Origin of the sequence: Cyclonatronum proteinivorum (assembly GCF_003353065.1) — a bacterium.
GTDB classification, from domain to species: Bacteria; Bacteroidota; Rhodothermia; order Balneolales; family Cyclonatronaceae; genus Cyclonatronum; species Cyclonatronum proteinivorum.
Genome location: NZ_CP027806.1, coordinates 1393707 through 1408773, shown reverse-complemented (window position 1 = coordinate 1408773; position 15067 = coordinate 1393707). Strand labels below are relative to the sequence as shown.

The 15067-nt window shown below is 55.6% G+C and carries 3 protein-coding genes; 1 reads left to right on the top strand and 2 read right to left on the bottom strand.

Going from position 1 to position 15067, the window contains the following annotated elements; all coding sequences use genetic code 11:
- Positions 1-2868 precede the first annotated feature (2868 nt).
- Positions 2869-3414 (top strand): hypothetical protein, encoded by a 546-nt coding sequence (locus CYPRO_RS05525; RefSeq protein WP_240644848.1) that lies wholly within the window; start codon positions 2869-2871, stop codon positions 3412-3414.
- A 1580-nt stretch (positions 3415-4994) separates the two neighbouring features.
- On the opposite strand, the gene CYPRO_RS05515 is transcribed toward CYPRO_RS05525, so the two are convergent.
- Positions 4995-5366, bottom strand: coding sequence for a hypothetical protein (locus tag CYPRO_RS05515; protein WP_124245534.1), 372 nt, complete (start codon positions 5364-5366; stop codon positions 4995-4997).
- Positions 5367-5677: 311 nt separating this feature from the next.
- Positions 5678-12763 carry an autotransporter-associated beta strand repeat-containing protein gene (locus CYPRO_RS05510; protein WP_164682567.1) on the bottom strand — a complete coding sequence of 2362 codons (7086 nt, stop codon included), beginning with the start codon at positions 12761-12763 and terminating at the stop codon, positions 5678-5680.
- Between the last annotated feature and the right edge of the window lie 2304 nt (positions 12764-15067).

The following is a 15067-nucleotide window of genomic DNA, read 5'->3' as shown; positions in this document are numbered from 1 at the left end:
TTGGGTTTGCGCTTTAGGCTCCAAACATGAAACGCGAAACACCCAAGCCCGAAACCCCATCGTAAGCGCTTACAAAATGGGTGTACACAATAGTCGTGGAAAAAGTGTCTCGAATCGCTTCCAATGGGGAAAACCTGTGTTTATGCTATTTAAAGTCCAATACCTGAAAAACCGTGCAAATAAAAGGTATGCGTAAATATTAGGAAAAATCGCACACTTTATAAAATTAAAGAATGGTGAAGTTTTGGGGATTAGTATGGGGTGGGGAAGGCGGTTTGGGGGGGTGGGAATGTGTGCGCGGGAGTGGGGGGCGCAGGTTCTTGAATCCGAAAATCAACACCAAAATTATTGGCCGACCACGAAAATCCATACCACAGCAGCGCTTCCCAATTCCCCTCTCGAGAGGGGTGGCCCCGGGACTAAATCAATCAACGGCAATGGGTTGCAGCAGCACCAAATTCGAAAAAGGCCGCGGTGGTGGCGGGACGGGGTGTGACGCGGGGGTTCGATCCACCACCAACATGCGATGAGGGCTCGGTCCCGGTTTTAACCCATATACCAACCGACCACGGTATTGGTATTACGATCGCCGATGTGCGCAGGCAGGTCGGCATGGGTATCGGGGCGGCTGACGCACTCGGGGCGAGCACAAGGCGTCGCCCCTACCGTGCGCGGGGCGCGCTGGCGGGATACACGGTTCAAATGCGACGCGATTCGGATAATCCCCATGCCATCATCGTACATCGCGCATCACGTAACCTGCACCGTGAGCAATTGTCATACGGATGGTACCGGGGGTCCGTGCCCTCCACACCCCGCCCGTTCGCTGCGCTCACCCGGGCACCCCTCTCAAGAGGGGAATTTTGCGGGTTCTTCGTTTTCAGTTCGAGCCGAAAATCAACACCAAAGTCATTAGCCGACCTCGATATTTTTTTTACCACATCAGCGCTCCCCAATTCCCCTCTCGAGAGGGGTGGCCCCGGGACTAAATCAATCAACGGCAATGGGTTGCAGCAGCACCAAATTCGAAAAAGGCCGCGGTGGTGGCGGGACGGGGTGTGGAAATGTTGTTGCAGGCCACGAAACCCTGATAACGGATATGGATTTTCAATTTCTGTTTTATTCGGGTTCGGGAATTTCGGTGGCGGGATCGTGACGCCGGAGTGGCTATCGCGTATGGGGCGAGCACAGGGCATCGATCTGCGCGGGTCGGCATGGAAATTTGGGCGGCTGACGCGTATGGGGCGAGCACAAGGCGTCGCCCCTACCCGGCGGGGGCGGCGATTTATCGCGGCGCGCACGGGGCGCGCTGGCGGGATACACGGTTCAAATGCGACGCGATTCGGATAATCCCCATGCCATCATCGTACATCGCGCATCACGTAACCTGCACCGTGAGCAATTGTCATACGGATGGTACCGGGGGTCCATGCCCTCCACACCCCGCCCGTTCGCTGCGCTCACCCGGGCACCCCTCTCAAGAGGGGAATTTTGCGGGTTCTTCGTTTTCAGTTCAAGCCGAAAATCAACACCAAAGTCATTAGCCGACCTCGATATTTTTTTTACCACATCAGCGCTCCCCAATTCCCCTCTCGAGAGGGGTGGCCCCGGGACTAAATCAATCAACGGCAATGGGTTGGAGCAGCAGCAAATTTCAATAAGGCCACGGTGGTGGCGGGGCGGGGTGTGGAAATGTTGTTGCAGGCCACGAAACCCTCATAACGGACATGGATTTTCAATTTCGGTTTTATTTGGGTTCGGGGATATGGGTGGCGGGATCAAAATGCCGGGGTGGCGGGCGCACGCGGGGCGAGCATAAGGGGCTGATTTGCGCGGGTCGGCATGGAAATTTGGGCGGCTGACGCGTATGGGGCGAGCACAAGGCGTCGCCCCTACCCGGCGGGGGCGGCGATTTATCGCGGCGCGCGCGGGGCGCGCTGGCGGGATACACGGTTCAAATGCGACGCGATTCGGATAATCCCCATGCCATCATCGTACATCGCGCATCACGTAACCTGCACCGTGAGCAATTGTCATACGGATGGTACCGGGGTCCATGCCCTCCACACCCCGCCCGTTCGCTGCGCTCACCCGGGCACCCCTCTCAAGAGGGGAATTTTGCGGGTTCTTCGTTTTCAGTTCAAGCCGAAAATCAACACCAAAGTCATTAGCCGACCTCGATATTTTTTTTACCACATCGGGACTTCCCAATTCCCCTCTCGAGAGGGGTGGCCCCGGGACTAAATCAATCAACGGCAATGGGTTGCAGCAGCACCAAATTCGAAAAAGGCCACGGTGGTGGCGGGACGGGGTGTGGAAATGTTGTTGCAAGCCACAAAACCCTGATAACGGATATGGATTTTCAATTTCGGTTTTATTCGGGTTCGGGAATTTCGGTGGCGGGATCAAAATGCCGGAGTGGCTATCGCGTATGGGGCGAGCACAGGGCATCGATCTGCGCGGGTCGGCATGGAAATTTGGGCGGCTGACGCGTATGGGGCGAGCACAAGGCGTCGCCCCTACCCGGCGCGGGGGCGGCGATTTATCGCGGCGCGCGCGGGGCGCGCCGGGGGGGCGGGTTGGGGACGCGATTCCGGGGTGGCTGACGCACGTCGGGCGAGCACAAGGCGTCGCCCCTACAGTGCGCGGGGCACTGGTTATTCGCGGCGCGCGCGAGGCGCGCCGGGGGGCGTGATTCGGTTGTTACGGTTTTTAATAAAATTCCGCGTATGTCCGGCACGTTCCGGATGGTACACGTGCCATGGGCGTGTACTTTAACTGTGTCATATCCGGAGCCATTAGTGGTATGGGTTGGGGCTTTTAAATTGTGTATATTTCATATCGTAATATGAAATAAAGACCTGCATTATGCAACACAACAGATATCACATGAAACCTCAGGATGTGCTGCTTCTGCTGAAGCTGATCGCGCTTGATGACCCCAGCTGGCAGCAGGTGCCTGTTGCGAAGGCGCTGCACATGAGTCAGGGGGAAATCAGTCAGTCCGCTTCCCGGTTGAAGTTTGCCCGTTTGCTCGATGGCAGCGGGAAGCAGATCATGCGACAGACGTTCATGGATTTTATTCAGTTCGGACTTGCAGTAGTGTTTCCGGTGCAGCCGGGTCCGGTTGTGCGCGGGCTTCCGACAGCACATGCAGCGGCGCCTTTATCAGCATTGATTCAGAGCAGCGGCAGTAACTATAGCGAGCTGTTTGTCTGGCCGCATCCTTTTGGCGAGGCGAAGGGGCAGGCTATACAACCGCTGTACCGTTCGGTGCCGGAGGCTGCGTTGTCTGATCCGGAGCTTTACGCTTTGCTCGCGCTGTGCGATGCGGTTCGCGCTTGCCGTACACGCGAGAAATCACTTGCCCTTGGAGAGCTTCAAAGGAGAATTGTGGGGGATGGAGGCGATTGAGGGTTTCGGGCTGGTTTCGCCGGTTCGTTGACCGGCGCGCGGGCGCGCCGTTTTTTTCCAAAAACAAATTTCCACCTCCCTCCCACCTCCCAAAACCGTCATCCCGGAAACCGTGCCAATGATGAGGCGGCGGTGTGGCTCCGGCTTCTCCGCACGGTTATCCGGGATCTGCCAAGCGGGATATGCCGCGATTTCTTTATGGCCCGGATGGTGGTGCGGTGTTTGAGACGAATTGGATTGTATGGTCCGCACGGCAACGCAGACGATTGTAGAGACGCGCGCGATTCATCGCGTCTCTATCGCGTCACTTTGATGCAGCGTGTTGCGTATTTGATGAATGGATGGCGTTTCTGCCGCGATGATTAAATCCGGATGGGTTGTTCAGAATGCACAGGACAGGATGTACAGCGCACGGCAACCGGCATGGCGGCAGGTCGAAGTTGGTAGATCCCGGATAACGCCATGAGGTTTTGTTGGCGGGTTACGGCATCCGGGCGGGCGTTTCCGGGATGACGGGTTCGGGGGATCCTGTGGGATGGAGGCGATTGAGGGTTTCGGGGTGGTTTCGCCGGTTCGTTGACCGGCGCGCGGGCGCGCCGGTTTTTTTCCCAAAACAAATTTCCACCTCCCTCCCACTTCCCAAAACCGTCATCCCGGAAACCGTGCCAATGATGAGGCGGCGGTGTGGCTCCGGCTTCTCCGCACGGTTATCCGCGATCTGCCAAGCGGGATATGCCGCGATTTCTTTATGGCCCAAATGGTGGGGCGGTGTTTGAGACGAATTGGATTGTATTGGCCGCACGGCAACGCAGACGAATGTAGAGACGCGCGCGATTCATCGCGTCTCTATCGCGTCACTTTGATGCAGCGTGTTGCGTATTTGATGAATGGATGGCGTTTCTGCCGCGATGATTAAATCCGGATGGGTTGTTCAGAATGCACAGGACAGGATGTACAGCGCACGGCAACCAGCATGGCGGCAGGTCGAAGTTGGTAGATCCCGGATAACGCCATGAGGTTTTGTTGCCGGGTTACGGCATCCGGGCGGGCGTTTCCGGGATGACGGGTTCGGGGGATCCTGTGGGATGGAGGCGGTTGATGGTTTCGCGGTGGTTTCGCCGGCTCTTTGACCGGCGCGCGGGCGCGCCGTTTTTTTCCAAAAACAAATTTCCACCTCCCTCCCACCTCCCAAAACCGTCATCCCGGAAACCGTGCCAATAATGAAGCGGCGGTGTGGCTCCGGCTTGTCCGCACGGTTATCCGGGATCTGCCAAGCGGGATCTGCCGCGATTTCTTTATGGCCCGGATGGTGGGGCGGTGTTTGAGACGAATTGGATTGTATTGGCCGCACGGCAACGCAGACGAATGTAGAGACGCGCGCGATTCATCGCGTCTCTATCGCGTCACTTTGATGCAGCGTGTTGCGTATTTGATGAATGGATGGCGTTTCTGCCGCGATGATTAAATCCGGATGGGTTGTTCAGAATGCACAGGACAGGATGTACAGCGCACGGCAACCGGCATGGCGGCAGGTCGAAGTTGGTAGATCCCGGATAACGCCATGAGGTTTTGTTCGCGGGTTACGGCATCCGGGCGGGCGTTTCCGGGATGACGGGTTCGGGGGATCGTGGGGGATGGAGGCGGTTGAGGGTTTCGCGGTGGTTTCGCCGGTTCGTTGACCGGCGCGCGGGCGCGCCGGTTTTTTTCCCAAAACAAATTTCCACCTCCCTCCCACTTCCCAAAACCGTCATCCCGGAAACCGTGCCAATGATGAGGCGGCGGTGTGGCTCCGGCTTCTCCGCACGGTTATCCGCGATCTGCCAAGCGGGATATGCCGCGATTTCTTTATGGCCCAAATGGTGGGGCGGTGTTTGAGACGAATTGGATTGTATGGTCCGCACGGCAACCGGCATGGCGGCAGGTCGAAGTTGGTAGATCCCGGATAACGCCATGAGGTTTTGTTGCCGGGTTACGGCATCCGGGCGGGCGTTTCCGGGATGACGGGTTCGGGGGATTGTAGGGGATGGAGGCGGTTGAGGGTTTCGCGGTGGTTTCGCCGGCTCTTTGACCGGCGCGCGGGCGCGCCGCGATGTCCCACCGGGACCGAAACCGTAGGGGCGACGCCCTGTGCTCGCCCCCGCGTGCGTCAGCCGTTACGTAACCGGACCCGCCGCAGCGCAATCGCGAATCCTGAAACGCAAAACCTCAAACCACAAACATCAAACCACTGTAAACCATAAACCCGAAACACTGACATACTGAACTACCTCACCAGCATCATCTTCCTCGTTTCCACCACATCCGTTTCCGGAGCGGTCAGGCGGAGGAGGTAGAGGCCGGTTGCGTGACCGGTTGCGTCCCAGCGGAGGGTGTGCGTGCCTGCCGGCCAGGTGTCGTTGGTGAGCAGCGTCACCCGGCGACCCAGCAGGTCGAAGACCTCGAGGCGGATTTGCGCCTCTTCCGGCAGACTAAACCGCACCGTCGTGCTTGGGTTGAACGGGTTCGGGTAGTTTTGCGCCAGACTGATGCCAATCGGCGTGTACGGAATCGTCTCATCCGCATCCGGTCCCCCGCTCAGGGGCTGCATGAACAGCGAAAAACGCGCCTCCGGACCGCCCGTACCCGCCGGAAGCGAACGCCCCAGCGCCGTGCCCGTGCCTGTGCCAGAACCAGAACCAGCACCCGTACCCGCCGCCGACCTATCGAGCGGGATGTACGGAATGTGCGCATCATCCGCGCGCACCGGTGCCGTTTTAAGGGCCTCCGGCAGGGCCGCCGTGGCGGACTCAAAATCCGGTGACCAGTCCGCCGGTAAACGCCTGCCGCCCAGCAGCGAGGCCGGAAGCATCGGAACCGCCGGCGCAGCCGATGCAGAAACAGATGCCAATCCCGGACCCGCCCGACGCGCATCAGAAGCAGAAACAGAAACAGAAGTCAAACCCGTAGCCGCTTTCCGGCCCGTGAGCCCATCCATCGAAACAACATCCCCCGAAAAACCAGCCTCAGCGCCGTAAACCGAAGCGGAAGCCGATACAGCCCGCCCCCCGCGTGCCGATGCCGATGCCGATGCCGGACCCGGTGCCGGCTCCCCAATCTGAACCGGACCGCCGAAACCGCTGCCATCCCCCGGCGCGGGACTCACCATCAGCCCCAGCATCCCGGGATCGGTCGCATGTGTAAACGTGTAGCGCGTCTGCCCGCCCCGCATCGGGATGGCCTGCTGCAGCACATGATCCATCAGCACCAGGCTCAAATCCGGATCCCAATCGGCCGGAAGCTCCCACTCCAGCGTGAAATCCCCAATCAGCGGCACCCCAGCCGAAGCCCCGCCCACATACAGCGGCAAATTCAGCGGCCCCCCGATCTCCGAAGCCCGCGGCAAACTGTTGATCACCATCGGCGCACTGCCCGGCGCCATAGCCGAAGCCAGCGTCAGCCAGCTATCACTCATCGGCTCCAAACGGTACGCATCCCAGCGATCAGCCCCGAACTGCCCCCGCTCCGAAAGCATCACAAACTTATCGGTCACCCGTTCGCGCGCCCCACCCGAACCCGAGCCTGAACCCGCCACCCGAAGCCGCAGCGGAAGCACCGTCGCCCCGCCCCCGGCATCCCGCCCGGCGGAAGCCTGTGTTTGATTGGGGTCAACTCCGTGAGCATCAAAGCCTACCGGTCCGACAGCCGACATCAAAGGTCGCCCCACAAATCCGGAGTTTATGTCAGGCGCTACCGTCTTGGCCGCGTTGGTAAACGAAAGCACGGGATTCAGATTTGGGGCAGGATCCGTAGCCTGCACCCAAAATGCCTGAAACGGCGCGATGAAGCCGTCATGCGTACCCGTTTCGCCATTCGTGACCAAATATTCATTTGAAGCCGGATCCCACACATAAATCACATTGTTTACATTTGTCCTTGTCCACCCTGCAGCATTCCAGTTCAGCCACGAAGCCGTCGGGTTTCCGATCAGATTCCAGCCCTGATCCTGCACCAGCGCCCCGACGAACAGGGTATCTGCCACCACAATAGAATCGCTTACCGCCGTAAAAGTGATCCCAAAGTTGAACGGATCATCCGACAAATCAGGCTCCGTACCCGTAGCCGACATCGTAAGCGGCAGGTTATCGGTGTAATGTGAGGGTTCAAGTGAGCCCGGATTTAGCAGCGGCGCCCCGTCAAAAATGTAGAAAAAGTGCCCGCGCCCGGCCGGGATGATCGTTCCGGTTTGGTCGGTCGTTTGCGAAAGCGTCCGCCAGCGCTGAAGCGTCGTGCCGGTTGCATCCGTCTCATCCCACCAAAGCAGGTTAAACTGCCGGCCGGGAAAGGTAGCCCCGGTGAAACCCTGCGTCACAAAAGTTGCCGGATCAGCACCAATTTCAAACATATCCGCGTAGGTTGCATTCACCGGCGAAGCCAGCATTCGCCAGCCTTGCCGGTCGCTGTTGTTGGTATCTCCACTAAACATCCGCTCCACACGAAGGGTTGGAGTTGATGCACTCAGGTTCACATATCGCGCCCCGCTTTGAAGGGTGAGTCGGGCACCGTCGCCGTTCGTTTCAACAACGGAAGATCCCGGAATGGTGACCGGCACTGAAGCCGGAACAATCAGCTCATCATCAGCCCTGTTTAGGCGAAGGAAAGCATCCTGACCTAATGAAAAGCCTGTAAGCTCCAAAACCCGCGGACTGCCACTGCCCCCAAAATTCAGCTGACTGCCATTTCCAATATTCAAATCCGTACTCACAAAATCCCCATTCACATTCAGGATGCCCGCCTGCACATTCGTCGCCCCGGTGAAGGTGGCGGCACCACCCAAGGTCAGTGTACCGGGGCCGGTTTTGGTGAGGTCGCCATTGCCGCTCATGCCTGCGCTATGCGTTAAGGTAAACGGGCTGCCGTCATTACTTACTTCAATGCTGCCGTCGGTACTGATCAGGGTTATGGGGTTGGCAAAGCTGAGGCCATCTGCGTCCGCCCGAAGGATGCCGCCATTGAGGGTCACCGTACCCGAAGCTGCACCGAGCGCGGCATTGTTGGTAAAGGCAACCGTGCCTTCACTGACCGTAAGCCCGCCGGCGAAGGTGCTTGCTTCATTCAGCACAAGCGTGCCGGGTCCGGCTTTGGTGAGTGCACCGTTTGCAAAAGCAAAAGCTAAAGTTGCTCTTGAATTGTTCCGAACTTCAAAGTCTACAGAATGCCCGCCCAAATCAATTGTTGGGATTGCTGTATCTGATGTTCTGTTATTTAAAAAAGTTGACTGTGTATTTTCAAGCTGAATGATGGAACCTGTGAAGCCATTAGCGAGCGTGAGAATCGTTTGATTATTGGCACCCTCTCCTGTGTATTCTGCGGCAATATTACCAAATGACAAAGACTGCCCTACTATCGTATTACCGCTTCCAGCAGAAAAGTTGACAAACCCCGAATTAAAGTTTGCGGCATCATCAATGGTTAAAGTACCCCCAGCTTTAGTATAAAGGCCACCATTTAGTGTTAGGGTTGAGATTCTTTCTGTTCGAGATGCAACATCAAAATGACCTCTGTTTGAAATGTCTGTGCCATTAACAACCACAATGGCATCGTTTCTAAGCTGATTATTTGCACCCGTACTCTGCGGATAATCCAAAATCCCGCCGTCATTAATCGTGATGGTACCACCAAGGGTAAAGGTTTCTCCCGTTGTGCGGTTAAGGCGGAGGGTGCCGGCATTTATTGATGTTGCGTCAACGGTGTTCACCCCGGAGAGGTTAAGCTGACCTGTGCCTTCTTTGCGTATTTGACCATTTACAATATTGCCACTAATTGTGTGTGTTCCTCTGATCGTGTTAATGAACCGCTCCGCTGCCCCTAACTCAAAATTACCGGTGAAGGTTAATGCGCCGGTATTTTCGACATCTTCCCCAAGACGGATGCCTGCATTGAAAAATTCAACACCATTAGCGATTGTTCTTGCACCGCCTGTCCCGGTACCATTCGATGCCAGCCCAACATCACCCCGTATCTGGATGGGATTATTACCCGGCAGTCCGCTCCCGCCCAGTCGTGTCGTACCCCCAAAGAGCTGCACTGTGCCGGTAAAGGTGTTGTTTCCAGCCAAATCAAGCTGACCTGCACCCCGTTTGTTTAAGCCGTTGGTTCCGGAAATGATGCCTTGTATTACCCCGGATGCTCCCTCGGCAACCGTTACATCGAGATCGGTATTCAAAACAACCGGACTGCTGAGCGTAGCTACCTGCGTACCGGAATCAAAAACGATACCGCGCAACCCTGCCGTAAACGCGCCCTGATTTCCGCGTATTTGCAGGTTTGGGGCAATAGCAAAAGGCGCTGCAGTATTGAGTGCACCAATCTCCAATACCGCCTCTGATGCTACCCGATCACTTTCGACATCGGTCCCAAGGGCAATCGTGCCGGTATAGCCGGCAGGGAAAGGACTGTTGAGGCGCACCCGCCCTTCATCAATAAACAAACCCGGTGCAAAGGATTCAGTCTCAAGCGTGAGGCTGCCGGTTTCCTGTTTAACGAAGGGTGAAGTGCCCGTTACCGGGCCGTTAAGGGCCCCGTAATGGCCCGGCTGCACCCGCACAAAAAGCAGTTTCTCGAGGGTAAGCTGACTTTCAAGCGTAGCCGGCTCTTCGCCATCCTCACTGACAAACCGCAGGGTGCGGTCGCCGCTGTCGTCATTTAACCTTTTTACGCTTATGGTATTCGCTTCGACCGTGAGATCAGCAATTACAAGCTCGGCATCTGCTTCATGTTTGTCATCTTCAGCTACTGCCGTGCCGATGTCAAGGGTTCGCGCTTCTGCATCATCAAACGAAAACCCATCCTCTAAGCGCAGCACGCCAGCATCGATAAACAGGCTGGTGTTGGCTTCGCCGGTAAGCACCAGCTCGCCCGGGCCTTCCTTCACAAAGGAGTTGGCATTCTGGAAGTCAATACCGCCCAACAAGAGCCGGCTGTCTTCGGCCGCATTGAAAAAGAAAGGCGGGCCATTGGCGACAAATACCAGTGTCACATTACTAAGATCGATATCCGCGTCTGTCTCCGGAGCAAACTCATTGGTAATGCGAGCAGCTACGGCACCTGTTTCGCGTGTGTCCTGAAGAACCGTGAGGGTAAATGTTTCGTCACCTGTGCCGTTTAGGGCTTCAAACCTAAGCCGCCCTTCATTCCTAAAGCCAATCACGGAGAGATTGTTTCGAAAAACCAGCTCCTTCTCTATTGGTCTGTTTTGATTCCGAAGAAAATCAATTTGGATACCGCCGCTTTGCGTATTGGTCACAACCTGATTTCCACTTCCGTTAAAGAAAACCGCCCGGAAATTGGAGGTAAAGGTGCCCGCATTCGTCCAGTCACCGCCCACTTGTAAGTCTCCACCTGTCGCTGTTGACAAGGTCAGGGATCCTCCGCTCAAAATCTCCAGATCGCCCTGCGCTGCCCGGGGTGTTGTGTGACCAGACATATCGAGTTCCGAACCAATACGCACATTGAACGGACTGTTGTTATCCCCTACAGCCGGCCACTCAGAACCGCGGTTGTAGGTACCGCCGGTGTTGTAGAACAGGGTTGAACCGGGCTGATAGCTTGGGGGATTGGTGCTGACAAAGCCCCCTGCTGCGATTTCAAAGGTCCCGGTGAGCTGAGCATCGCTGCCGAAATTGAGGCCGGTTGGTTCTGCGCCACCCTGTATGCGCAAATCGTTAAATACGAAAGCACCACTTACAATATGGGGATTATCAGCAGTATCAGAACCGAGGAAATTTACCAGCCCGCCGCCGGCATCAAAAGTGCCTGAAGGTACGAGATTAAGACTACTCCCTCCCTGCATGGTAAGGATGAAGGTTTCTTCAGGCAAAAAAAACAATCTTGCTGTATTGCTGATAGTGAGACTTCGCAGCGCATTGGTATCAACATTTACCTGAACCTGATGCTCGTCGAAAATAACCACGTCACTACCCGTAATGGGTACATTACCGCCTACCCATGTTGTAGATTCATTCCAAAAGCCGCTCTGAGCAGATAAAATGACGGCATCGTCAAGGGTAAACTGTTGACCGCGGGCAGGATTGGTTAAATAACCTTCTGTACCCGGCACAGGGTCACCATCTTCTTCATTTATATTGTACTCAAAAACCGCAATATGATATTCGGTATCAGCAGAAAGACCGGTTATGGTCACAAAATCATCATCCCCTGACCCCCCGGCATAAACAATCTGATGGTGATCATCAATGAAATTGGTATTTATAAAAGCAGTATTAACATCATCAGCATACGAAGTACCATTTTGCGGAATAAAGGTAACGGGAGACCCTTCACGAATGACCACAATGCGGCGCATTCCGCCGTTGCCTTCATTCCGAAGCCAATTAACACGAAACGAAGTTTGGGTTACATTGCTAAAAAACAGACTTGTGACATTCTCGGTCGGCGGTATTGCAAAAGGGTATTGAATAAGGAAGTTATTGAAATATGGCTGACGGTTTTCTAAATCGCTACCATCATCAAGCCTTGCAGCATAAAACCGGAAAGCATCAATTGCAGCACCGTTTGCACCTGAAATAGTAAATTCTTGGTCAAACCTCTCATTACCATCCCTGCCGGTGGCATATACACGAAGAACATCAAAGTTGAGTCTTTCAAAGTGAAATCTAATGGCATTTCCCCCAAAGTTAGTAAACATTGGGTTGTCATTGATTCTAATCATTGCTGTCTGTCCACGGTGCTCTATATTGATTACTACTATCCCATCCACAATGAGATTGAAGCCCTTAGTGCCAACCATATTACCGTTACCGGCATCCCAAAAAGTTGCCCAATCAAAACTAAAAGTCCCGCCTATTTGTAAGGGCACGGTGATGACTCGATCAACACTAATAGTGTTATCCCCAGAGCGTGGATTTGCAAATAAGCCAAAAGATGGATTGGGCAAACCCATAATAGGTGAAGCTGGACCTGCAAGAAATGCACCTGCGTTTTCAGAAACTTCAAATACCCAGGGACCAAAACCAAAGCCACCGTTTAACACCTCAGATGTAGTATGATTCCAAACAGTATAATTACTTGCATTATCCTGAGCCTCACCGTTACCCTCCGAAGGCGGCCCCGGCACCGTTGGCGGGCCGTTTTGGGCGGAAGTGTTTACGGGCAGCATCAGGCTGAGCAGGAAGGCTGTGCTCAGTCCGAGCAGCAGCAAATATAACAGTCTGCCAAAGCCGCGGCGGCGGCCCTGACCCGGAACCGATGGGGCAGTCTGCACCTGCTTCTGCTTCTGCTTCTGCTTCCTGAGCCGGAGTTTGTGCCTGCTCCCGTGCCCTTCCGCATACCGGGGCTCCTCATTAAATGACATTCCAAAAGCCGGTGAGGTCCGCGCACCGGTGTGGTCAGGCTCACGGTCATGGTCAAGGTCATGTTCACCCGCAGGGCAGACACCGCTGACTGAACCCACGGCCAAAGCATCCGGCCCGGGAATTTCCCCGAACCCGGGAGCGGGCATCGAAACAAACATAAATGTCGGTTGGGTCACAGCTGTAAACAGTAGAATGATAAAAGGACGGAAGGAGGAGCTCGCTGCGGCTGCACGAATGCGGGGTATAAACAGGGATGATACGCCCCGGATGTTACGAAAACGAGGCGGCAGGATTACCCCTATGTTAAGCGCTTACATTTTGAGCCGCATCAGATGACACCTCAGGCATCAGAACCGGCAGAAAAAACCGGCAACCGTATTCATTAAGTCCAATACAAACAGGAAACTAAAACACCATCCAAACCCAGCTAAAACCAAGCCCGAACAGGCTGTAAGTATTCCTGTAAAACCTGAAAAAACATCATCAGCAAGCACAACAAATTAGGGCAATGCCCGCAAAATAAAAAGAGACTTTTAGCAAAGAAATGAGGCGTTACTTGTGGTTTGTGGTTTGTGGTTTGTGGTTTGTGGTTATTTTCATTTGGGATACAAAAATTCCCCTCTAGAGAGGGGTGCCCCCAATGAGATGACATTCTGCGGCACAAATCTAATTATAACAAGAAATTGCTAAAGGCACGGATGGTGTCGGGGCGGGGTGTGGAAATTTTATCCAAGGGTAGGATTTTCAAACATGCCCCGATCGCATGCATCCCAAATAAGGCACCCCGCATCGCGGGCAATGGAGATTTCGGTCGTGGCGAGGCGCCCTGCCCTCCACACCCCGCCCGTTCGCTGCGCTCACCCGGGCACCCCTCTCGAGAGGGGAATTGGTCGGGGGCGTGCCGGAAATGTGGGGCAATTTCCGCATCCCGGGGGCAGGCACAAGGCCTGCCCCTACGGTTCTGTCACGGGGGATATCGCGGCGCGGCTTGCCGCGCCGTATCTTAAACAAAAACAAACACGTCATCCCGGAAAGGCCCACACCGGCGCTGCACAAATGCCCCAACTCCCCGCGGCCTTATCCGGGACCTACCAGCTTAGTCATGCGACCATGTGCGTGGCTGGCATTCCAAACCGTATCATGCACTTTGCAGTACAGGCATCCCAATCCTGCTATTGCATAGCGGCAGGTCTGAGCTGGTAGATCCCGGATAACCGTGCGACAGGGCGTCTTGCCACCTCCCAAACCCCGTGAACCGCACGGTTTCCGGGATGACGGGTTGGGGGGGGATGAGCAAGCGGCGCAGCTTGCCGCGCCGTATCTTAAACAAAAACAAACACGTCATCCCGGAAAGGCCCACACCGACGCTGCATAAATACCCCAATTGCCCGCGGCCTTATCCGGGACCTGCCAGCTTCGCCATGCGACCATGTGCGTGGCAGGCTTCCCAAAGCGTATCATGCACTTTGCAGTACAGGCAGTTGTATCCCAAATCTACTATTAAATAGCGGCAGGTCTGAGCTGGTAGGTCCCGGATAACCGTGCGACAGGGCGTCTTGCCACCTCCCAAACCCCGTGAACCGCACGGTTTCCGGGATGACGGGTTGGGGGGTTGGACGGGTTTCGGAGGCTTGGGGGGGGATGAGCATGCGGCGCGGCTTGCCGCGCCGTATCTTAAACAAAACCAAACCCGTCATCCCGGAAAGGCCCAAACCGGCGCTCCATAAATACCCCGGTTGCCTGCGGCCTTATCCGGGACCTACCAGATATGCCATGCGACCATTTCCGTGGCAGGCATCCCAATCCGTATCATGCACTTTGCAGTACAGGCAGTTGTATCCCAAACCTGCTATTGCATAGCGGCAGGTCTGAGCTGGTAGATCCCGGATAACCGTGCGACAGGGCGTCTTGCCACCTCCCGAACCCCGTGAACCGCACGGTTTCCGGGATGACGGGTTGGGGGGGTGAGCAAGCGGCGCGGCTTGCCGCGCCGCATCTTAAACAAAACCAAACCCGTCATCCCGGAAAGGCCCAAACCGGCGCTCCATAAATACCCCAATTCCCCGCGGCCTTATCCGGGACCTACCAGATATGCCATGCGACCATTTCCGTGGCAGGCATCCCAATCCGTATCATGCACTTTGCAGTACAGGCAGTTGTATCCCAAACCTGCTAGTGCATGGCGGCAGGTCTGAGCTGGTAGATCCCGGATAACCGTGCGACAGGGTGCACGGTTACCTCCCGAACCCCGTGAACCGCACGGTTTCCGGGATGACGGGTTGGGGGGTTGGACAGGTTTCGGA

Bases quoted from the DNA above. Each gene is read 5' to 3' on its own strand.
- CYPRO_RS05515 (WP_124245534.1), bottom strand. From the start codon at position 5,366: ATGGCGTTATCCGGGATCTACCAACTTCGACCTGCCGCCATGCCGGTT.
- CYPRO_RS05510 (WP_164682567.1), bottom strand. From the start codon at position 12,763: ATGTCATTTAATGAGGAGCCCCGGTATGCGGAAGGGCACGGGAGCAGG.
- CYPRO_RS05525 (WP_240644848.1), top strand. From the start codon at position 2,869: ATGCAACACAACAGATATCACATGAAACCTCAGGATGTGCTGCTTCTG.